This window comes from Solitalea lacus (assembly GCF_022014595.1).
Lineage (GTDB): Bacteria > Bacteroidota > Bacteroidia > Sphingobacteriales > Sphingobacteriaceae > Solitalea > Solitalea lacus.
Genome location: NZ_CP091740.1, coordinates 2,185,308 through 2,207,367, shown reverse-complemented (window position 1 = coordinate 2,207,367; position 22,060 = coordinate 2,185,308). Strand labels below are relative to the sequence as shown.

Genomic DNA, 22,060 nt, shown 5'->3' with positions numbered 1-22,060 from the left:
TGTTTACAAATTGTGGTTGAATTTCTTAAATTTAGATAATTCAACCGCAGTTTTATGTGCCGTATGCTTGCCAAAGTGAGTATTTTCCCAACTTCTATTCAGGAGGAAATGCTTCTATCACCCTACTCCATGCAATATCTTTCCAAACATGGACGTTTGCCTGAGGACCCTGAAACTCACGGGGAGCATAATGATGGATGCGGAATTGCTTTTGTAAAGAACAATCAACTGGAAATTCACCGACGAGACAAAGACCATTCATGGGATTATACCTTTAGACTGATTGTAGAGAACGCAAAGTCTAATTTGTTCATTGCCCATAATCGTAAAGCATATAAAGATCTCACTATTAATGAAAAACGCTCTCACCCCTTCCTTTATCAAACATTTGCATTTTGTCATAATGGAGGTGTTTATTCGTTTATGGATGAAGCTTTGGATCATGGCATTACCGATACAGAAATCTTTTTTAAAGAATTATTAGATAAGGCCGAAAACAAATCATCTCAAGGCATATTTAATTCGCTTAATAATATTGCCAATACAACTGACTACAGTTCTTTAACAGGTTTTCTAATGAACAATCAAGAGCTGTTTGCCTGGAGAATTTACAATACAAAGAACAAAGAAAGGGCTCAGCGATTTGAAGATTATTATACACTATGGCTGAAAAACAACAAAGGCTCAGTGGTAATTGCCTCTGAGCCTTTGGATAATGGAAATTGGGAGAAACTACCAAACTTTTCTTTTATACATCTAAAACCTACTCCTGATCGTATCGATCAGTTTCGGAAGCATATTACTATAACCAGGTAACTAATAAATTAAAGTAATCTCTTTATAATCCTTAATTTATGAGAATATTGCTGGGTTTCATTATTAAAAATCCCCTGATGATCAATTGAATCAATTCTTACTTTACCTGAAGCATGAATAATTTGATGATTATTGAGTAAAACACCTACGTGTGTAATTCGTCCTTCAGCATTATCAAAAAAAGCCAAATCTCCCAGTTTACCTTCTTCAATAAAACTTACCAACTCACCTTGTTCGGCTTGCTGATAAGCGTCTCTTTTAAGTTTTACACCCATTATTTTAAAGCAAACCTGTGTCAAACCTGAACAGTCAATCCCCAATATTGACCGCCCACCCCATAAATAAGGAGCATTTAAAAACATTTTGAACAAACTCTCCATGTTTTTGTACGGATATAATTGAGGGACGTATGCTTTCCCTTTGAAGTAATACTTTTCATCACCCAGGAAAATGGTATCTCCTCGGAATAACGGCAGTGAGGAGCCTGGCGATAAATAATGTGAATGTCCTAAGGCATTTGTAAGAAAGTTAAAAGGTGCAGAACAAACAAACTCCTCATGCTGATTAAGTTCGTCCAATTCATTTTTCTCCAAGCCTAAGTATTGTTTATTCCCAATCCAACCTATGTAATCATCATAAAGCACCTTCACTTTTGTCCAGTTTTCCTTTTGTTCCAAAACTTCAAAGGTTTCTCCAAACAATAGCTGTGTTACCATCTCACTCCTATCACTTGGTTCAGCTCTAACAGGAATTACACTTAAATTACAAATCCCAAAAGGTGTGCTTAATTCAGGGCGCATTTGCAACAAATCGCCTTGTAAGTTTGTTGCGTTAGTCATAGTTTCTTTGACTTAAAACATAAAAATAAGAAAAGGGAAACAACATTGTCATTTCCCTTTTCAATATTTTTACTAAAACGAATTTATTTCGCTAAAAGTTATTCGGCGTGTAGCCATTCCTTTTTAGCTGTAAGTTCCTCTTTTGTTTCACGAACATCCTCATCATCAACACAACAATCAACAGGACACACTGCAGCACACTGAGGTTCATCGTGAAAACCTACACACTCAGTACATTTATCAGGAACGATGTAGTAAACTTCATCTGAAATAGGTGCTTGCAAAGCATCCGCATCCAATGTAGTACCGTCACCGAAATCAATTAATCCTTTTAATTCGGTACCCTCAGAAAATTTCCATGAAGCACCGGCGTCATAAATAGCATTGTTTGGGCATTCCGGCTCGCAGGCACCACAATTAATACATTCTTCAGTAATCTTAATTGCCATATCGTTAAACTTAGACGGGTTTTCTTAATTTTGCTGCAAATATAACAATTCAACAGCGATTTAGTTTCGAAAAATATCAATTAATATGCCTCAACTTACTATTAATAAAACTATAAACATTTTTTCACAATTGGGTTCTTATTTAAGTAATCCCAATGATGAACTGGAGCTTCTTATAAACAAAGCAAAGGTTTATAACAATTGGTTTACTCCTGAATTTACACGTGAAGCAATTACTTCTATTGGTCAATCACTTACAACTAAAAAGTTAGAGACCTGGCTTAATAACTATACAGCATTGTGGGATATTAAACCAGCAAAAACAGTGGGATTAATTTTGGCGGGCAATATTCCATTGGTTGGTTTTCATGACATACTGTGTGTCATCATTTCTGGCCATAAAGCACAAATTAAATTGTCATCACAAGACAACAAGCTAATTCCTCACATTCTGAACAAGCTTATTGAGATAGAACCTGCTTTTGTACAAAGCTTTGAATTTGTAGATAAACTTAGTTCATTCGATGCTGTCATAGCCACAGGCAGCAATAACAGCTCTCGTTATTTTGAGTATTATTTTGGTAAATACCCCAACATTATTCGTAAAAACAGAAACTCAGTTGCTGTAATAACCGGAAAAGAAACTCAGGAGGATTTTCATTTACTTGGAAAAGACATTTTTACCTATTTTGGCTTAGGCTGCCGCAATGTTTCCAAACTTTTTGTACCGAAAGACTATAATTTTGAAGCTTTTTTCAATGGAATAGAATCCTACAAGCCGATCATCAATCATAACAAGTATGCAAATAACTTTGATTACAATTTAACACTTCTGATGATGAACCGGATACCTTACTTTGAAAATCACTTTGTTATGCTAAGTGAAAACACTGCGTACGCATCCCCTATTTCGGCTTTACATTATGAAGTTTATGAAGATGAAAACTCACTTTCAGAACGTTTAAACAATGATGCGGAGCAAATTCAATGCATTGTGAGCAAGGATGGCGAATTTAAATACAGCCTCCCATTCGGCAATGCGCAGCAACCGGAACTTTGGGATTATGCCGATGGGATAGACACAATGAATTTTTTATTGAATTTATAACACCGGGCAGTTTAAGTTAATTGTAATTAGTAATTATTGTTATTTTTGAACCAAAACCTTTAAACAAATAATACTTTGTATATTTTAAAAGTTAAAGGCGTTGCCAAAATCCCTGACTATATCCAACTCAGAGATGATAAGTTTACACTATTAGCTTATTTTAGAGTTGACAGACCGGAAAAATCACTTGAAAAAATCGGCTTGGGCAATAAACAGGATTATATTTTAGATTTAGTTAAAGACTTACCCTTCGGAAAAATAATAAAACTGGAAATCTGATGATTCAAAACGTAATAAAGCTTGAAAATGTAGATATATACCAGCAGAAACATCTGGTACTTTCAAATGTTACTTTAAACATTGATAAAGGCGAATTTGTGTACCTAATTGGTTCAACCGGAAGTGGAAAAAGTAGCTTACTTAAGGTATTATATGCTGATTTAAATATGCATCAGGGACAAGGTATGGTTGCCGGATTCAATTTAAAAACATTAAAGGATAATGAAGTTCCTTTTTTACGTCGTAAACTGGGTATTGTTTTCCAAGATTTTCAGCTTTTAACCGACAGAACCGTTGAACAAAACCTTCGGTTTGTCTTAAAAGCCACTGGCTGGAATAATGACAAATCGATGCAAGATCGCATATTAGAGTCCCTAGATAATGTAGGCATGCGCTCTAAATTAAAAAAATATCCTCATGAGCTTTCTGGTGGTGAGCAACAACGTATTGTAATTGCCCGCGCCTTACTAAATCACCCTGAAGTCATTTTGGCAGATGAGCCTACGGGTAACCTCGATCCGGATATTTCAGCCGAAATTTTATTACTACTAAAAAAAATTAGCGAAGCAGGTACTGCTGTTCTTATGGCAACGCATGATCATTATACAATTCACAAATTCCCACAACGTATTATCAAATGCGAAAGCGGAAAAGTAATTGATAATGCTGTACTTACTCTGTAAGTGCCTTATTTGAGTGGTTTAGCGGTGCACAATAAAAACTGACAGCCTGTCGGTCTTTATTGTGTTGGCAATATTTTTGACAAATCAGCAATTAGTTTAATGCAACTTATCAATCAACTTAAAGCTATGTTGAAGAATAAGAAAAAAGATATGGAAAATAGAGAAAATCAGGCGCACGAAGAGTTTATTGACAATACTGCAGATGCAGCAGAAATTCAGGAAAGTATGGCAGTTGCTGAAGAAGTGGCATCTCCTGAAAAAGTATTAAAAGAAGAGTTGGATCTGGCAAATGAAAAATATCTTCGTTTATATGCTGAATTTGACAATTTCCGTCGTCGTACTTCAAAAGAACGTGTAGAATTAATTCAAACGGCAGGAAAAGACGTTATCAAATCATTATTGCCTGTTCTTGATGATTTTGACCGCGCAATAAAATCTTTTGACGGCCGTGAAGATGATGCCGCATTAGAAGGCATTAAGCTTATTGCCAACAAATTTAGAAATACGTTAACGCAACAAGGCTTGAAGGAAATGGAGGCTATAGGCCAGCCATTTGATGCTGAATTGCATGAAGCAATCACCAATATTCCTGCTCCTAATGAAGAAATGAAGGGAAAGGTAATGGATGTGGTTGAAAAAGGATATTATTTGAACGACAAGGTAGTTCGTTACGCAAAAGTAGTTGTAGGAGCTTAAAGCATGTCAACCAAAAGAGATTATTACGATATATTAGGAGTTTCCAGAACTGCTAGCGCTGATGAGATAAAAAAAGCTTATCGCAAGCTGGCAATCAAATATCACCCAGACAAAAACCCGGGAGATAAAGAAGCTGAAGAACATTTTAAAGAAGCGGCCGAAGCTTACGAAATATTAAGCAATCAGGAAAAACGCCAACGTTATGATCAATTTGGACACCGTGCAAGTGCTGCCGGAGGACAAGGTGGATATGGTGGTGGCAGCATGAATATGGAGGATATCTTCAGCCAGTTTGGAGATATATTCGGTGGTGCGCATCCTTTTGAAAGCTTTTTCGGCGGTGGCGGTGGTCGCTCTGGTGGCCGTCGTGTACCAAGGGGCTCTAATCTTCGGATAAAAGTTAAACTTACTTTAGAAGAAATTGCCAACGGGGTTGAGAAAACCATTAAGGTGCAAAAGCAGATAAACTGCAGCACTTGTAATGGCAGCGGTGCCAAAGGAGGTTCTTCTTTCAAATCATGTTCTACCTGTGGTGGCAGCGGAAGTGTCAGAAAGGTAACCAATACCATTTTGGGCCAAATGGCAACCACCAGCACCTGTCCTACTTGTCATGGTGAAGGACAAATTATTACCGACCGTTGTACTTCTTGTCACGGCGAAGGGGTTGTTCGTGGTGAAGAAACGCTAAAAATCAATATTCCGGCTGGAGTAAGTGATGGCATGCAACTTTCTTTAAGTGGAAAAGGAAATGCAGCTCCACGTGGCGGAGTTCCTGGTGATTTGATCATTCTGATTGAGGAAGTTGAACATGAAACCCTGAAACGTGATGGAAACAATATTGTTTACGATTTATACTTAAGCTTTATTGATGCTGCTTTAGGTACTTCTACTGAAATACCTACCATAGATGGCCGTGCTCGCATCAAAATTGATCCGGGAACACAAGCAGGCAAAATATTACGCCTAAAAGGAAAAGGTATTAAGGAAGTAAACAGCTATACCCGTGGTGATCAATTAGTGCATGTAAATATTTGGACACCAAAGAATCTTTCAGCTGAGGAAAAAGCAATGCTTGAAAAACTGAAAGAATCACCAAACTTTAAGCCTAATCCGGGCAAAAACGAGAAAAGCTTCTTCGAGAAAATGAAAGAGTTTTTTGAATAGCCGCAATACTTTACGCAATAAAAACAATCCCCCATTTATTTTCAAAATGGGGGATTATTTTTTTATTGCATTAGTTAGTGACCATATTTCTTTTATTTATAAGCCGGTTACCTAAGTCAACAAAGTATTTCTCGTAATGATATGTAACACGCGACAGTACAATTGTAATAATTAAAACGAGGGCATAGAGTTGCCAAAAGGTTGGATTAACATTGGCCATCGTCAACAATTTCCTTGTCAATATATACACAAATGGATGCAGCAGATACACTGAAAAACTTATAGATGCCAACCAATCACTCCAATGATTTAACCATTCAGCCTTAAATTTCACCTTTAAATAGAAATAAAGTACAATTAATGTAACGCTGACGGATAAAAGCAGTCTGTTCAAACCGGTTACTAACCCAACTGAATAATCGTTTGTCTGAACATTCAAAAAACCTGAAAACACAAAAAGCAAAAGACCTGCCACCAGGTAACCCCAATGATTATTAACTCCTCTAAACCTTGAGATAAGAACTCCCAACCAAAAAAACAGAAAATGGTTTAACGGATAAGAATAGATGCTCCAGCAATCTGAGAGTTTAGAATACCGACTCACCACAATAGCTACAACAACAACACTACTTAATAGCGTCAATAAAATTACAGCATCCCAAAAACGGTTTTTTTGTGCCAAAAACAACATAAAAGGGAAAAACAAATAAAAGAAAAACTCCGCACCAATAGACCATCCCCCGGTTAACATTGAATAGCCAGGATTAACAACACCAAACAACAAACTAAAATTACTTAGTAACCTTATTATAAGATCAATATTAACAGGACGATGGTAAGCCCAAATAGAAAAAATACAAAGAAGAAAATATAATGGAGCAATCCGAAAATATCGTTTTATAAAAAAGTTTTTAAGATCATCAATCCTAAGGGTTGCAAACTTTTCAAGATAAATATAGCCCATACTTATGCCGCTAAGCAAATAAAACAGCTCCACCATATAAATGCCGAACTTTTGTGTGATAAAAGTGCCACCATCATATAAACTTCTATTTTGCCATATAGAAACGTGATATAAAACTATAAGTAGTGCTGAAACACCTCTTACTGCATCTAAACTAAAAATTCGTTGTTTCGCCATAGGCAGCAAGTTAGTAATGAAATTATCTTTTTCACTCAAACGACGGTATTTTTCTTCAATGTTAAGTTTTTAATTTGATAGTTGATATTCTGAATATTATACTATATTTGACTATACTCAAAATTATGTTTGGCTATTTATTGAATAAAGTCAATATAATTACAACATCACTGTCACATGAGGAAATTTTATGTTTTCATCCTAATTTACGTACTCTTTGGGATTTCCTTTTCTAAAGCACAATCTGAAGTTTATTTACATCTGATCAAAACTGCTGATTCGCTATTTTACTTTAAGGAGTACAAAAAGTCAACTTATGCTTATACCTGGGCTTTTAGGGTGAATAACTATCGTTCTACTCTTAATGACCGTTATAAAGCCGGACGTGCATGGTCTCAGTATGGAGTACCCGATTCAGCTTATTTCCATTTACTTAAAATTGCAGAACAAGGTAATTTTATTGACTATGACCGTGTAATTGCCGATGAAGCATTTAAACCTATTCAAAATGATCCACGTTGGGTAAAGTTTACCAATGCAGTTAAACAGAACCACCAGAGAGCCGAAGCCAACCTAGACCAAACGCTAAAAGCTCAACTGGATACTATACATGACAATTTATTACATTGGCATGCTAAACTTGACAGTGTTAAACGTAAACATCCTAAAGATTCAATCAAAATTGCTGAAATCACAAAAACAGTTAGCTATAAAGACTCTCTTTATAAGGAAATAGTTACTGATTTATGGAAGGCAATTGGCTGGATTGGACCTAATGTGGTTGGCAAAAAAGCTCGGGACGCTCAATTCTATGTTTTAAAATTTGCCAGTCTTTATACTCAAAAAAAATATTACCCTTTATTCAAAAAAGCTGTGAAAGATGACTTTGCAACACTTGAGCAAATGGCTATAATTGAAGATATTATGGCCCTAAAACAAGGGAAGAAGCAAATTTACGGCACGCAACTGGCATATGACAACAAAGGAAATTATTACTTACAACCAATTGAAAGTCAAACTAAAACAAATCAACTTAGAGCAGAAATTGGGCTTATCCCTTTAGAAGAATACTTAAAAGATTACGGCATCGATTAAAAACTTATAGGATCAATTTTAACAGGTTGCTTCAAACATGAGGCAACCTGTTTTTTTATTCAGCATTTATAATAATTAGTTTCCTTGTAAAACTTTTATTTACACCACTATTTCAACACATATTTTCCTAAATTCAGTTTTTATTTCTTTCACATGCTAAGCATCCGCAACATCGTAAAGCAATACGCCAACCATACTGCATTAAGTGGCGTAAGCCTTGAAATTGAACAAGGTTCTGTATTTGGGTTACTAGGCCCAAATGGAGCCGGCAAAACCTCATTAATTCGTATAATCAATCAAATCACAGCACCCGATAGTGGCGAAATTTTTTTTAAAGGCGAAAAACTTTCGCAAAAACATATAGCCCAAATTGGTTATTTACCTGAAGAACGCGGATTATATAAGAAAATGGAAATTGGAGAGCAGGTTTTATATCTGGCCCAATTAAAAGATTTAAGTAGAGCTGACGCTCTTAAAAGAGCCCGATATTGGTTTGAGAAGTTGGAAATTCAAAGCTGGTGGCACAAAAAAGTAGAAGAGCTTTCTAAGGGTATGCAGCAAAAAGTACAGTTTGTTACCACTGTCATGCACCAACCTGAACTATTGATTTTAGATGAACCTTTTTCAGGCTTCGACCCTATCAATGTTGACATCATTACCCGGGAAATCTTAGAGCTTAACAAGCTAGGCACCACTATTATTTTTTCCACTCACAGAATGGAATCAGTTGAAGCTCTTTGTGATTCAATTGCTTTGCTTAATAAGTCGCAGAAAATTTTAGAGGGAAAAGTGAAAGAAATACGCTACCAATATCGTAGTCATTCTTTTAAAATAACGTACAACGGAAATTTACCCTATTTAAATGGTAGTGCTAATCAAATTTATGATATATTGACTCATTCCTTTGACGATATGCATCAGCATCTTACAGTTAAATTAAAAGGAGAACACACTTCTAATGACCTGCTTCGTTTTTTAATGCCCCATGTATTAGTTGAAGGTTTGGAAGAAATCATCCCTAGCATGCATGATATTTTTATTGCCAAAGTGAAAGAAACAGGTGGAATTTTACCAGAAGAACTTCAATAATAGTTACCCAACCAAAAAACATCATGAATAAGATATTTTTAATAGTTAGTCGAGAGTACCTAACACGTGTGCGCAAAAAATCATTCATCATACTAACCATCGTAGTTCCATTGTTTATAATGCTGATGTATGCAGGAATTATAACCCTTGTAATGAAAGGCAGTGAACTTAGTGGCCCTCAAAGTGTAATTGTAGTAGATGAAAGCGGCTTTTTTAAGCAGAAATTAAAAGACGATAAAACATTAAAATTCACCTACCTCGATATCAATTTAAAGGAAGCAAAGAACATTGTAAAAGCTAGCGAAAACAGTTATTTGCTTTACATTCCTAAGTTTTCAGGCTATCAACCTAAAAACATTGAATTAATAGCTAAAAAGCAAGCGAGCTTGGGTTTTAGTTCCGATTTGGAGAAGCAATTGGAAAATGTAATCCGCGATAAAAAATTATTAGAAGCAGGAATTAATCAAAAGGTATTAGATGATCTTAAAACCAATATCTCCATTGACACAAAAAAACTGACAGAGAAAGGGGAGGAAGCCGGAAGCTCTGGAGCTGCTTTTGGGGTTGGAATGATCGCTTCTATACTAATATATATGTTCATTTTCCTTTACGGAGTGCAAGTGATGCGTGGGGTGATAGAAGAAAAGTCCAATCGCATTGTAGAGGTAATCATTTCATCCGTAAAACCATTTCAATTGATGATGGGCAAAATAATTGGTGTTGCATTAGTTGGGTTAACTCAATTTTTACTTTGGGTAGTATTAACAACTACCATTGGATCGGTAGCTATGAAAATGATGCTACCTGAGAATGCAAAAAGCAAAATTGAGCAACTGCAACAACAAAATAGCTCTTTATCAAATGACTCTTCCAATGCTGATAATCCTGCTGAAAAAATATTTGAAGCTATTAATACAATTCCATTAGGTTTAATATTGGGCAGCTTTCTTTTCTATTTCTTAGGAGGCTACTTGTTGTATAGTGCCATTTTTGCAGCCATAGGATCTGCTGTAGATAATGAAACAGAAACTCAGCAATTTATGCTACCGGTTACTTTACCATTAATATTTGCTTTTATTTTTTCAATCAACTTTGTGGTGAATAACCCCGACAGTCCTATTTCTTTTTGGATGTCAATGATCCCCTTCTTTTCCCCTGTTGTAATGATGGTTCGTATCCCTTATGGTGTTGCTGCATGGGAACTAGCCCTTTCTATGAGTCTATTAATCTTAGGTTTTTTGGGTACTGTTTGGTTGGCGGCAAAGATTTACCGTACTGGAATTTTAATGTATGGCAAAAAGGTAAGCTGGAAGGAGCTTAGCAAATGGCTATCTTATAAATAAGAAATCGCCTGCACCTGTAACCGGCCCTCAATGGAGCAACTAGTTTCACATATGCGCACAAAGCACTGGCTAAATATCTTCATTATTTACAGTAGATATTTAATTGGAGGTGCTTTTGTGTTTGCCTCATTTGTGAAGATAAAAGGAGAACGTTTCTACGGAAGTGATGGAACGCATAACCCGGTTAACTCAATGCCTCATTTCTTTGAAACCCTTTACCAGTCTGGCATTTACTGGCAATTTTTGGGCTGGTCACAACTTATTGCGGGTATGATTTTAATGACCCAGCGCTTTGCAACATTGGGAGCTCTCCTCTTCTATCCGATTATTTTAAACATTTTCCTCATTACAATCTCTTATAACTTTAAGGGTACCCCTTTTATTACATGTCTAATGCTCTTGGCCAACACCTTATTAATCATATGGGACCTTCATAAGTTTAAGCCACTGCTGAATAACCAAAACAGAGTTGAAACTTTCACTCACCCAGTTGAAAAGAATAACATTTGGATGTTTCTAGGAATTATTTTATTCATTACAACCGTTGCATTTCGTCTTATTTACAATAATATGATGGGGTGGTTTGTGCTTTGCTGTTTCGAAGGCTTGATGGGCTTCACAATCTATTATTCGAAAAATATTAAGAGGAATTTATTGTAATGCTAACAGTATATTAATTCCCAGGAAAAATAATATTAGAACACTTTGTAACAATTATTGTTACTTATCTTTGTAAGTACCGATCAGGAGCCAGTAACTACCAACTATAACTTAATAACACAATGAAGCTTGCCGTAATTGACATGGGTACTAATACATTTCATTTATTAATTGCCGAACTTAAAAACGGCTTTATGAGTGAGGTATATAAAGAAAATATCCCTGTTAAGTTAGGCGAGGGCGGCATTAATAGAAGGTTAATTACTGAAGCAGCTTTTGAACGTGGAATTAACGCGGTAAAGCACTTCGAGGAAAAGGTGTTGGAGAATAATATTGAAGCCCTTAAAATAATAGGAACCTCTGCCTTACGCAATGCTCATAACGGAGCTGAATTTGCTGCCAAAGTAAAAGAAATAACCAATTATGACGTCGAAATAATTGATGGAGATAAAGAAGCTGAATTCATTTATTTGGGGGTAAAGGAGGCCATCAACCTGTACCACCACAAATCATTGATTATGGATATTGGTGGCGGTAGTGTTGAGTTTATAATTTGTGATGAAAATCAAATGTTTTGGAAACAAAGCTTTGAAATAGGAGCTTCACGTTTAATCCAAAAGTTTAAGCTAAGTGACCCAATTACTTCCGATGAGATAAATGAACTGGAAGCGTACTTTGACCAAACACTGGAACAATTATTTACTGCTGCTAAGGAAATATCTGTCGACCAAATTGTAGGTTCAGCGGGTTCCTTTGAAACTTTTGCGGATATGATTGGACACCGTTTTTATACTCCGGAACTTATTGATGAGCTGACCACCTATGAGTTTAAGAAAAGTGAATTTGATGCTATATATGAGCAATTGATCCATTCAACGCATAAAGAACGCTTGCGCACTCCCGGTATTATTACCATGCGTGTTGACATGATTGTTGTTGCCGCAGTATTAACCAATTTTATTCGTAAAAAGTTAGGATTGGACCGTATGCATTTATCAACATATGCATTGAAGGAAGGCGTACTATCCGAAATGGCTCGAGAAATTAATAACCTGGTTAACTAAGGGCAATGAGATGCTTATATAATTTTTCAGTTGGCAAGCCCATTACATTGGTATAGGAACCTTCAATCCTTGAGATTTTATTCATTCCAATCCATTCTTGAATACCATAAGCTCCAGCTTTATCATAGGGCTTGAAGGTATCGATATAATAAGCTGCTTCCTCGTCAGTTAAAGCTTCCAAACTAACAGTGGTAGTATCGTGAAAAGAAATTATGTTATGATTCCGTAAAATTGAAACTCCTGTAATCACTTTGTGTGTTGCGCCGGATAGCATCGCTATCATATTCAGCGCCTCTTCCCTATCCACTGGCTTACCTAAAATTTGGTCATTAATGCAAACAATAGTATCCGAAGTAATTACCACTTCATCTGTTATGCTGTCATCAAAGGCCCTGGCTTTTTTTTCTGAAATAAAAATTGCAACTTCTTCAGGTGTCAAAGTTACTGGGAATGACTCATCAACATCTTTCAATACTACTTTAAAATCAAACCCCATAAGTTTTAGCAATTCTTGGCGACGAGGAGATTTTGAAGCTAGTATTATATTTAAAGGAGATTTCATTATTCTGAAGTTAAGACGAAAACATTAAAGTAGACTATTTAATCAACTACCACACAAAGCCCTGTTGATCATCGGCCCATTTTCCTTGAACTTTCATCACTTTTTCAATCACATCCCGTGCACATCCTTTTCCACCATCATATGGAGAGATGTATTGTGCGATTTGTTGAATTTCCATAACTGCATCGTTGGGGCATGCCGCTATTCCAACCATTTTCATCACCAAATAGTCTGGAATATCGTCGCCAACATACAAAACCTGCTCTTTCGATATATTTTTTTTTGCAAGCAAGCTTTCAAAAACATCGATTTTTTTACCCGTACCTAAAAAAACATCTTTTATCCCGAGATTTTCAAGACGTTTACGAATACCCTCAGATGTTCCACCTGAAATTATAGCCACATTGTAACCTTTCTTTACTGCTAATTGTAAGGCATAACCATCTTTGATATTAAAGCTGCGCAAATGATGCCCATCTTCGGTAACCAACACCGACCCATCAGTCAAAACCCCGTCAACGTCAAAAATGAAAGTGGTAATTTCTTGTAGTTTAGGTAGAAAACCCATTATATAAATTGTATATGACGAATTATGAATTATGAATGATCTTCCATCCATAATTCATAATCAATAATTTCAAATCTATTGATTGTCTCTCCACTCGTAAACCCAAGCACTTTGAATTTGCTCCAAATGGCCTTCATTACACTCCTCACGCTTACCGTTAAAATTAGGGATAGAAAGCACCCACTCAATTAATTCAGTAAATCTAATACGGTAAATTTTTGATTCATCGAAGTCATCACCGAACTTTTCATACAAACCCATTGCAATATCTTCATAATCATTCCATTTTATAGGCAATGCATATTTTTGATCTTTCATATTAATTTCAATTAAAGCCATTTCCTACTCAGCGATTTTGACAGTGAATCCGGATTTTAGCTATCTTAAAGAGTATTTAAATTTTAAGTATTTACTTTACACTAATAGATCTTAATGACCCATAAATCCTGATTGATCAGGAACCAATATTTCAATATTGCCATCAATTATCACACATTGACAACCCAAACGAGAATTAATTCGTGGATCAACGGCTCTATCAATAAAATCTTCTTCTTTATCAGAAATTTCCTGAATGTTGTCCATCCCATTTACAACATAAATATGACAAGTACTACAACCACAAACTCCACCACAATTATGCTGCAATTCAATATCGTTATCAAGAGCAACGTCTAAAACCGATTCACCCTCCGCAATGGGAAGTTCAATTGATTCTTTACCTGCCTCCTCAAAATTAAATTTTACTTTATAAACGTTCATACGCCAAAATTAAAAAAAATGAAACCATAGCACTGTTATTATTGAAAAGATTTAACAATACTATCTGATAATAACTGATAAATAAATTGTAAAGGCTGATTGTTTGACAATAATTGTAAATGCTTTGTCATAACCTGCTGGTCATTTCTACGCGCCGGACCGGTTTGGGCATTATGCGGATGTAATTGTTGAACCTTTTGTGCAGTTTCCAATATCAATGGTTTAAGTGCATCAAAGCTCAGATTATGTTCTTTCAGCAATCCATTAGACAAGTCATACAGATGATTTACAAAATTACAGGCAAATACCGCTGAAAGATGCAATATCCTTCGTTGCTCGGAATTAGAAACAGTTACAAAATGAGCAATACTTTGCGCCAGCCTTTTAATTGTTTCGGATGTAATATCATTTGCCCCTTCAATAAATAAGGGCACTGATTGGAAGTCAAGCGCACGATCTTTAGAAAAAGTTTGCAAGGGATACAAAACTCCAACATTTGGAGTTGCAGGCAGTAATACGTTCATATCAACGCTACCTGCAGTATGTACTACTACCTTATCTTTTAAATTTAATTGTTGAGCTATAATGCCGATAGCGTCATCTTTTACTGAAATGATGTAAACATCCGCCTGGTCAGTTATTTCATTTATTTTATCAGTAAAAGCGCAATTAAGTTTACCAGCCAGTTCCACTGCTCCATTTAACCGATGATTAAATATCTGAAGAACTTTGTGACCTGCCTCTTGAACAGTGCAAGCAAGGTGGGTTGCAACATTTCCAGAACCTAAGAAAACAATCTTCATTGCAATTCAAATAAATAATTTAGGATGATGGCGATAACCTCTTTTAAAATAGAAACAGAGTAAAAGATAAAAGTGACTATTTCTTTTATCCTTACTCTGCTTATTGAATATTATTTAAGCTGTTTGTTTAGCTTTTTTTCCTGTAGTTTTTTCAGATGCTCTGAACTCTTTAACACGACGCGCAATTGCAAACAAAAATCCGATTACCATTATGATTGTTCCACTCCATAACAAATTAATATAAGGAAAAACAATTGCCTTCATAATAACATAATCTTTCTGCTTACCTGGTTTTTTAAGCATAACAAGCTCAAACTTGTTTTCTTTAGGAAGAATGTTTACAAACTTGAACTTCAAACCAAATTCATCCATTTTTTTGGCAAAGCTGAAAACAGCATTGTTCTTAATAAGATAAATAGGCTCTACAGGGGTAATCTCATTATTATCATTTGCAATAACATCAAGCATCAAGCCTACAGCCAAATCGTTACTCGTCAAAGGAATGTCTTTTAATTGTGCATTTTTATTAATGCCTTTTACCACAACCTTGCCTTCATCAAAGAAGATCGTGTCACCAACGCCCACTTTATAAGTTACAGGTTTCTCATACTCTTCGTCATCATTATGCCCTTCGTGTGGCTTATGCTCTTCTTCTTCTGTTTCTTTTTTAGGAACAGAACTTACATGCGTATAAATATCGTGGGTTAAATAATGACGAGTATCTGGTGAAGCCACCAATCCCATAGAAGGATTTTGTTGACCAAGAGGATATAAATCAAAATTCTCCGACACTTGATTATTGGCATCAAAAGCCTTATAATTTACTCTATAATAGGTATTAACCCCTACTGTGGAATCGCCAAGATAAGTAACAGTATACTTATCAATTTTCATAGGCTCATTTTTCCAAAGCAAAATATTTTCCCGCTTGTTTTTGGCATCAAACTGAGAGCCGTAATCCAAACCAGCTGTATTAATAGAAATTACTTTGTTTTGAGATGCAGCTATCAAAGCTCCTACCAACATTAAACCAAAGCCTATGTGAGCTATTGCTGAACCGGTAAGCTTAAACTTACCTTTTATAGCATCCGATAAAACAGTAAAGTTGGCTAAGACACCAAACACAGCAGCAAAAACCAAAACCAAGAACATCCAGTTGAAATCGTTGGTATTTTTGAAGCCTTCACCGTAAATAGTTGTTAATCCATTAAACAAAGTGAAATAAGCCACAATAGCAGTAATTAGCATACTCATTACAAATGAAACACCGGTACTAATCCAGAACTTAACAGGTTCAGACTTTTTGTATTTCATAAATTGAGAGAACCCAAGTAAAATGGCAACAACCACTGCAAATGGCATTTGCCACTGGTTGTAGAAGGCCACAGGTTCTAAAGGAGGAGCGATATCAGTACCAAAAAGTTTATTGATAACCGGAACGGAGGTAAATCCAATGATTTGCAAGCACGACAAAGTCATTACTAAAGCCCCGATAAACATCCAGAATTCACGAGAGTAAATACTTTCCTCTTTTTCAGTAAATGGCATTTTCTTCCAATTGAAAACAATTAGAACAATACTTAGTGCTAAAAATGCCAATACATAAATCACCAATTGGCCCGACATACCTAAATCAGTGAAAGAGTGTACTGAAGTTTCTCCTAAAATACCACTTCGGGTTAAAAATGAAGCATACAGAACTAAAATATAACTGATAAGGGTAAGGAATAAGGCGGTAAAATAGGAGTGCCCGGTATTTTTATAAACAACTAGCACGTGTACAGCCGAAATCATAGTTAACCATGGAATCAACGATGCATTTTCTACCGGATCCCAAGCCCAAAAACCACCAAAGTTAAGTGCTTCGTAGGCCCAAAACGATCCCATAATAATTCCAGTACCAAGTACCATTACCGCTACTAAAGCCCAAGGGATAGCTGGTTTAATCCATTCTGTAATTCGTTTAGTCCATAAGCCAGCAATTGCAAATGCAAACGGCGCCACCATTGAGGCAAATCCAAAGAATAAGGTTGGAGGGTGTATAACCATCCAATAGTTTTGCAATAACGGATTTAAGCCTTTACCATCTGCAATGTACTTGATTAAATATTCCGGATCTTTAAATATTGGCGCTTGCATAGCTTCGCGCAACAAAATAAACGGAGAACTACCAATACGGTGGCCCAAAACTTCTACTCCTAGCAACATGGAAAGAATGAAAACCTGCGAAAGCCCGATAATTGTCATCACGCTATCTTCCCAGGTTTTGGCTGTACGCATTATAATGTTTCCTATAACCAATTGCCAGAATGCCCAAAGCAAAAAGCTACCTTCTTGTCCTTCCCAGAAACAAGAAATCATGTACTCAACCGGAAGGGTCTTAGAGGAGTGTGCCCAGGCGTAATTGTACTCAAAATAATGATTGTAGATGATGTAAAATAACGATGCAATAATCCCGACTACGGCAACTGATTGTACTCGAAAAGACCAACGGGCAATTTGACGCCATGAAGTATCATTTTTATCCTTTACCGTTTGAAAATAGTATGCTATTGTAGATAAAAGAGAAGTGCCGAAAGCCAGAACTATAAAAAACTGGCCTATTTTACCGGGAAGCAGGTGCTCACCTACGTATTGAATGTCCATCTAAAAAATTAAGAACTCTATAGCAAAAATAACGAATAGCTCGTTTTAAGCCTACTTTTCTAGCTTAAAAAGGCTACAACATCATTAGTTAATTATTGCAGTTACCTTCAACCGCCGATTGTATTTACCACTATAAAGCGGTAGCCTTTTTAACAGAAGAAAATTCCTTCATGTCACCACCTTGTTCAGTATATTTTGAAGGACATTTCATTAATATTTTTGAAGCATGAAACTCATTGCCCACCATTTCACCGGTAAGAACAATTTGCTCTGATTTTTCAAAATCCTGAGGTTTGGTACCGAAGAACACTATTTTACATTCGCCACCTTTGTTGTCAGTAGCATAAAATGAAAAATAGTTTGCATCCTTAATCGGATCATAGTGTTGCGGCTTACTTTTTACTAAATGACTAACAACATGCATTTCTTTTGCCGATTCTTTTGCTTCAGCAAAAGTGGCGTATGTACTCGAATTACCATAAGTTGATACAATGATTGCTATGGCAACGGCAATGATAACAATACCTACAATGTGCGTCTTTTTCATTAATAATCAATGGGTTAAAAAGTTCTGCAAAGATACGTTTTTTTACCTTTTTAAGGTGATGTTTTAGGGATATTGTTTGATTTGTTACACTTAAAGTCAATAAAAAACCGGAGAGCACATTCCTCCGGTTTAAAATCATTCAGTTAAAACAAGAGTTATTCAAGCCTAAACGCAAGCTGACAAATGACACCGAAGGTGGTTACTCGTCCGTCTTTAACATGCGCTTTAACATCTTTTACATAAACTGAATCAATATTTCTAATGGTTTTAGATGCTTCGGTCACTGCATTTTTGATTGCATCTTCAATACTGGTTTCAGAAGAGGCAATTACCTCTATAACTTTAACAATTCCCATAAGTATAAAATTTAAATTGGTTAGATATTAGGTTGATTAACAAGCAAATAGCATTATGGGAAAATACCCAGATTTTTATATGAAATTGCTACTTTATCGATTGCACAAACAAAGGCCGCTACCCGTAAATCATTTATTTTCTTATCGCTTTGTTTTATTTCCCTTATTTCATGATAAGCACGTACCATTGTTTCCTCCAAACCCGAATTCACAAGCTCTAATTCCGAAGCTCCTTTAACAATCACCTTACGTTGATCAGCAGTAATAGATTGGCCTGTCATGCGTTCAATCATATCAACCATGTTACGGGCAGCATTTTCTTCAAATCGTTTATTCATTCTCCCAAATGCCACATGTGACAGGTTTTTTAACCATTCGAAATAGGAAACGGTCACACCGCCTGCGTTTGCATACATATCTGGAACTATTAATCCTCCGCCTTTGATAAAAGCAGCAGCAGCATCTGGTGTTGAGGGGCCGTTGGCACCTTCAACAATAATTTTAGCCTTTATATTTTTAATATTATCATCATTAATCTGATTTTCTAGGGCTGCCGGAATTAAAATATCACAATCCTGTTCCAATCCTTCGGCACTGTGCTTAAAGTTTTTCGCCTTCTTATAATTCAAAATAGATCCGGTTTCTTTTCGGTGACGAACCACTTCGTCAACGTCTAAACCTTTGGCGTCATAAATAGCTCCTTCGTATTCACACAATCCTACTATAATCCCTCCACCTTCCTGAATAAATTTTGCTGTATAATACCCTACATTACCTAGACCCTGTACAATTACCCTTTTACCGGCAAGCCCAATTGGCAGCTTGAGTTTTTTCATATCTTCGGTAACATTTACGCATTCACGAGTCGCAAAAAACACTCCTTTCCCAGTAGCTTCTCTCCTTCCGGCAATTCCATGTTGCGCCAGAGGTTTTCCCGTAACACAAGCATTTGAATCAATCTGACCTGGATGATAGGCTTGATAGGTATCAACTATCCATGACATTTCTCGTTCTCCTGTGCCATAATCAGGAGCCGGAACGTCAGTTCCCGGGCCAATAAAATTCTTTTTAATTAACTCAGCTGTATATCGACGGGTGATATTTTCCAGTTCTCTTTCGGTATAATTACGAGGGTTAATTTTCACCCCGCCTTTTGCCCCCCCAAACGGCACATTTACAATCGCACATTTGTAGGTCATAAGTGCGGCCAGGGCTTTTACTTCATCTTCGTTTACCATATCGCTGTAACGAATACCGCCTTTGGTAGGTAGTTTATGGTGGGAGTGTTCAACCCGCCACGCAGAAATCAGTTCAAAGCCATCACCTTTTCTGATTGGAAATTGAAAGGAATAAATACTGCTGCATTTTCTTATCATTTCCAAAATATCCTTAGGATGGTTGGTGAAAGAAGCGGCGTGATTGAAATAGGCAACTACATCATCCCAGAAACTAATTTCATGGGAAGGCGATTTCATAGATTTCTTAGCCATAGATTACATGATTGGTAATCTTAAAAATAAAGAAAGCCAAACACTTCAGCAACTGAAACTGAAGCATTTGGCTATTTTTATTAATAATTTGCTAAAAAAACTTTATTTACTTAGGCGGCGTTGCTCTTCTTCAAGCTTGGTAATTTTTTTATCCATTGTATACAGGTAAACAACAATACCAATAAAGATGATTGCTAAAACCCCAACAACGATATAAATCTTCCCTGACCTGCGTAATTCGTCAGCCATTTCAATGCCGGTATTACCCTGAGCAAAAGTGATGAACGAAATCAACATTAAAACCAAGCTCAATACGTATTTTTTCATTTTCCTTCGACTATTTAACTGTTAAAAGAGCGTAGCAATAATGTTTATTTTGATAAAAAATGATTTTGCAATGTTCTGATTCTAAAACGCAATTGCGCAATCCAAAAGCCTGCTAAAATCCAACCTAAACAAGCCGGATAAAACACAATGCGCATATTTGAGTCCAGGTCATATCTATTAAACCCTGGATTGCCTCCATTGCCCGGATGCAAAGAATCGGTCATACGAGGCAATACGAAGATAAGTACAATCATTACCGGAAAAGCAAAGATATTATAAACTGCTCCGATACGGGCACGCTTTTGTTCCTCGTCCAATGAACCTCTGAGTACCAAGTAAGCAAAATAAATTAAAATGGCAATTAAAGCCGAATTGAGTTTAGGATCGGGAGTCCACCACGTACCCCAAGTAAACTTTGCCCATAACGATCCGGTAAGTAAACCCAATACACCAAAAAGCACTCCGGTATTCACAAACTCAACTGCTTTCAGATCGTCATGCTCCTTACCACTCTGTAAATATTTTATGCTGTAAACAACCGAGGCCAAAAACAACATGATCATTGTAAACCACATCGGCACGTGAAAATATAGATTCCTTATGCTTTCGTGCAAAATGGCCAATTGCGGGACTTTAATAAGTAAACCGCTAATTAATGAGTAAAAAATTAACACTACTGCAAGTAGTTTCCACCAATTCTTCATAATATATGATTAGAATGATTTAAAAATCGATTAGCTTTTATACAAATGGCACATAAATCTTTATTGGAGAAAAGTAAAGCCTATGAGCTATCAGCTATCTACTTGAACTTATTATTCTCGCCAAAGATAAGGAAAGAGCAGTAAAGAAGTAACCGTAATGATAACATTGATACCCATTAGTAGAATAATTTCATCAACACTTACGGAACGATCAAGGCCGTCCATTGCATTTTTTGACAATTTTATAATAGCCATTAACACAGGGATCACCACTGGAAAGCTCAATACTGCCATTAACGTTGCATTATTACCAGCCTTGGAGGCAATTGCAGAAATCATAGTGAATGAAGTAGCAAAACTTAAACTGCCAATAAGTACACTCAACAAGTACAATGGAAAATCTCCTACCGGATTATCAAACACTACATTGTAAAAAAACAGTGCTATGGATGATAAAACGATCATTAACAAAAAGTTGTAAATAATCTTTGAGATTATAATTGCCTGTGGGCTAACCAAAGTGTAATAGTACAATTGCCGCCCCTTGCTTTCGTTCATAAAGCTTTTTGCAACTGCATTAATGGCGGCAAATAGCATAATTATCCAAAACAAGGCATTCCAGGTTATCGGATCAACTTTTTTAAATGATTGGTAACAGATAAAAACAGTGGCGGCTATATAAAGAAATATTCCGTTAATTGCATACTTCGAGCGCCACTCCAGCACTAATTCTTTCAGCAGCAATGTTTGAACTTGTGAAAATAAAGTCATGTACAAGTTTTAATCAGCAACAAAAATATTGTTTTTAGGGTTATCTCTATACCTTATTGGGTAAACAAAATGCAGAATCAAAGAATTTATTTTAATTT

26 protein-coding genes are annotated in these 22,060 nt (G+C 36.2%); 11 read left to right on the top strand and 15 right to left on the bottom strand.

Going from position 1 to position 22,060, the window contains the following annotated elements:
• Nucleotides 1-63 precede the first annotated feature (63 nt).
• The gene (locus L2B55_RS09350; protein ID WP_237844342.1) at nucleotides 64-816 is read left to right on the top strand and encodes a class II glutamine amidotransferase; all 753 of its coding nucleotides are present in this window, start codon (nucleotides 64-66) and stop codon (nucleotides 814-816) included.
• An 8-nt stretch (nucleotides 817-824) separates the two neighbouring features.
• Here the strand turns inward: L2B55_RS09350 and L2B55_RS09345 are convergent, their stop codons facing one another.
• Both L2B55_RS09345 and L2B55_RS09340 read right to left on the bottom strand, forming a co-directional pair.
• Nucleotides 825-1,655, bottom strand: a complete 831-nt coding sequence (locus L2B55_RS09345; protein ID WP_237844340.1) for a C40 family peptidase — start codon at nucleotides 1,653-1,655, stop codon at nucleotides 825-827.
• A 98-nt stretch (nucleotides 1,656-1,753) separates the two neighbouring features.
• Nucleotides 1,754-2,104: a 4Fe-4S dicluster domain-containing protein gene (locus L2B55_RS09340; protein ID WP_237844338.1), complete on the bottom strand. Its 351-nt coding sequence runs from the start codon at nucleotides 2,102-2,104 to the stop codon at nucleotides 1,754-1,756.
• 85 nt (nucleotides 2,105-2,189) lie between these two features.
• On the opposite strand from L2B55_RS09340, the gene L2B55_RS09335 reads away from it, so the two are divergent.
• The 5 genes from L2B55_RS09335 (at nucleotide 2,190) to dnaJ (ending at nucleotide 6,034) form a co-directional block, all read left to right on the top strand.
• Nucleotides 2,190-3,212, top strand: coding sequence for an acyl-CoA reductase (locus L2B55_RS09335; protein ID WP_237844336.1), 1,023 nt, complete (start codon nucleotides 2,190-2,192; stop codon nucleotides 3,210-3,212).
• A gap of 75 nt (nucleotides 3,213-3,287) precedes the next feature.
• The gene (locus tag L2B55_RS09330; RefSeq protein ID WP_237844334.1) at nucleotides 3,288-3,491 is read left to right on the top strand and encodes a fructose-6-phosphate aldolase; all 204 of its coding nucleotides are present in this window, start codon (nucleotides 3,288-3,290) and stop codon (nucleotides 3,489-3,491) included.
• On the top strand, nucleotides 3,491-4,174 hold the full coding sequence (locus L2B55_RS09325; RefSeq protein ID WP_237844332.1) for a cell division ATP-binding protein FtsE: 684 nt from the start codon (nucleotides 3,491-3,493) through the stop codon (nucleotides 4,172-4,174). The genes L2B55_RS09330 and L2B55_RS09325 overlap by 1 nt, the downstream gene beginning before the upstream one ends.
• A gap of 99 nt (nucleotides 4,175-4,273) precedes the next feature.
• A complete protein-coding gene (locus L2B55_RS09320) occupies nucleotides 4,274-4,870 on the top strand; it encodes a nucleotide exchange factor GrpE (RefSeq protein WP_255696401.1) in 597 nt (198 codons plus the stop codon).
• Nucleotides 4,871-4,873: 3 nt separating this feature from the next.
• Complete coding sequence (gene dnaJ / locus L2B55_RS09315; protein WP_237844330.1) at nucleotides 4,874-6,034, top strand: molecular chaperone DnaJ; 1,161 nt, start codon at nucleotides 4,874-4,876, stop codon at nucleotides 6,032-6,034.
• A gap of 70 nt (nucleotides 6,035-6,104) precedes the next feature.
• Here the strand turns inward: dnaJ and L2B55_RS09310 are convergent, their stop codons facing one another.
• Entirely contained in the window at nucleotides 6,105-7,175 is a 1,071-nt protein-coding gene (locus tag L2B55_RS09310) for an acyltransferase family protein (protein ID WP_237850263.1), read from the bottom strand.
• Nucleotides 7,176-7,352: 177 nt separating this feature from the next.
• On the opposite strand from L2B55_RS09310, the gene L2B55_RS09305 reads away from it, so the two are divergent.
• From L2B55_RS09305 to L2B55_RS09285, 5 genes are all read left to right on the top strand, one after another.
• A complete protein-coding gene (locus L2B55_RS09305) occupies nucleotides 7,353-8,270 on the top strand; it encodes a DUF6624 domain-containing protein (RefSeq protein ID WP_237850262.1) in 918 nt (305 codons plus the stop codon).
• A 153-nt stretch (nucleotides 8,271-8,423) separates the two neighbouring features.
• On the top strand, nucleotides 8,424-9,359 hold the full coding sequence (locus L2B55_RS09300) for an ABC transporter ATP-binding protein (protein WP_237850261.1): 936 nt from the start codon (nucleotides 8,424-8,426) through the stop codon (nucleotides 9,357-9,359).
• A gap of 23 nt (nucleotides 9,360-9,382) precedes the next feature.
• Nucleotides 9,383-10,702, top strand: coding sequence for an ABC transporter permease (locus L2B55_RS09295; protein ID WP_237850260.1), 1,320 nt, complete (start codon nucleotides 9,383-9,385; stop codon nucleotides 10,700-10,702).
• Between the two features lie 30 nt (nucleotides 10,703-10,732).
• Nucleotides 10,733-11,362, top strand: coding sequence for a hypothetical protein (locus tag L2B55_RS09290; RefSeq protein ID WP_237850259.1), 630 nt, complete (start codon nucleotides 10,733-10,735; stop codon nucleotides 11,360-11,362).
• 122 nt (nucleotides 11,363-11,484) lie between these two features.
• The gene (locus L2B55_RS09285) at nucleotides 11,485-12,426 is read left to right on the top strand and encodes a Ppx/GppA phosphatase family protein (protein ID WP_237850258.1); all 942 of its coding nucleotides are present in this window, start codon (nucleotides 11,485-11,487) and stop codon (nucleotides 12,424-12,426) included.
• On the opposite strand, the gene L2B55_RS09280 is transcribed toward L2B55_RS09285, so the two are convergent.
• From L2B55_RS09280 to L2B55_RS09225, 12 genes are all read right to left on the bottom strand, one after another.
• Complete coding sequence (locus tag L2B55_RS09280; RefSeq protein ID WP_237850257.1) at nucleotides 12,419-12,988, bottom strand: Maf family protein; 570 nt, start codon at nucleotides 12,986-12,988, stop codon at nucleotides 12,419-12,421. The genes L2B55_RS09285 and L2B55_RS09280 overlap by 8 nt on opposite strands.
• Before the next feature lie 46 nt (nucleotides 12,989-13,034).
• Nucleotides 13,035-13,556: a KdsC family phosphatase gene (locus L2B55_RS09275; RefSeq protein WP_237850256.1), complete on the bottom strand. Its 522-nt coding sequence runs from the start codon at nucleotides 13,554-13,556 to the stop codon at nucleotides 13,035-13,037.
• Nucleotides 13,557-13,631: 75 nt separating this feature from the next.
• Nucleotides 13,632-13,874 (bottom strand): Fe-S cluster assembly protein IscX, encoded by a 243-nt coding sequence (gene iscX / locus L2B55_RS09270; RefSeq protein WP_237850255.1) that lies wholly within the window; start codon nucleotides 13,872-13,874, stop codon nucleotides 13,632-13,634.
• Nucleotides 13,875-13,985: 111 nt separating this feature from the next.
• Nucleotides 13,986-14,318 (bottom strand): 2Fe-2S iron-sulfur cluster-binding protein, encoded by a 333-nt coding sequence (locus L2B55_RS09265; protein ID WP_237850254.1) that lies wholly within the window; start codon nucleotides 14,316-14,318, stop codon nucleotides 13,986-13,988.
• Nucleotides 14,319-14,356: 38 nt separating this feature from the next.
• On the bottom strand, nucleotides 14,357-15,121 hold the full coding sequence (locus L2B55_RS09260) for a Rossmann-like and DUF2520 domain-containing protein (protein WP_237850253.1): 765 nt from the start codon (nucleotides 15,119-15,121) through the stop codon (nucleotides 14,357-14,359).
• A 114-nt stretch (nucleotides 15,122-15,235) separates the two neighbouring features.
• Nucleotides 15,236-17,767: a heme lyase CcmF/NrfE family subunit gene (locus L2B55_RS09255; protein WP_237850252.1), complete on the bottom strand. Its 2,532-nt coding sequence runs from the start codon at nucleotides 17,765-17,767 to the stop codon at nucleotides 15,236-15,238.
• Between the two features lie 130 nt (nucleotides 17,768-17,897).
• Nucleotides 17,898-18,314 (bottom strand): cytochrome c maturation protein CcmE domain-containing protein, encoded by a 417-nt coding sequence (locus L2B55_RS09250; protein WP_237850251.1) that lies wholly within the window; start codon nucleotides 18,312-18,314, stop codon nucleotides 17,898-17,900.
• Nucleotides 18,315-18,469: 155 nt separating this feature from the next.
• Complete coding sequence (locus tag L2B55_RS09245; RefSeq protein WP_237850250.1) at nucleotides 18,470-18,670, bottom strand: dodecin family protein; 201 nt, start codon at nucleotides 18,668-18,670, stop codon at nucleotides 18,470-18,472.
• Between the two features lie 53 nt (nucleotides 18,671-18,723).
• Complete coding sequence (locus L2B55_RS09240; RefSeq protein ID WP_237850249.1) at nucleotides 18,724-20,160, bottom strand: Glu/Leu/Phe/Val family dehydrogenase; 1,437 nt, start codon at nucleotides 20,158-20,160, stop codon at nucleotides 18,724-18,726.
• Nucleotides 20,161-20,262: 102 nt separating this feature from the next.
• A complete protein-coding gene (locus L2B55_RS09235; RefSeq protein ID WP_237850248.1) occupies nucleotides 20,263-20,487 on the bottom strand; it encodes a CcmD family protein in 225 nt (74 codons plus the stop codon).
• 44 nt (nucleotides 20,488-20,531) lie between these two features.
• On the bottom strand, nucleotides 20,532-21,194 hold the full coding sequence (gene ccsA / locus L2B55_RS09230) for a cytochrome c biogenesis protein CcsA (RefSeq protein ID WP_237850280.1): 663 nt from the start codon (nucleotides 21,192-21,194) through the stop codon (nucleotides 20,532-20,534).
• Between the two features lie 108 nt (nucleotides 21,195-21,302).
• Nucleotides 21,303-21,962: a heme exporter protein CcmB gene (locus L2B55_RS09225; protein ID WP_237850247.1), complete on the bottom strand. Its 660-nt coding sequence runs from the start codon at nucleotides 21,960-21,962 to the stop codon at nucleotides 21,303-21,305.
• Between the last annotated feature and the right edge of the window lie 98 nt (nucleotides 21,963-22,060).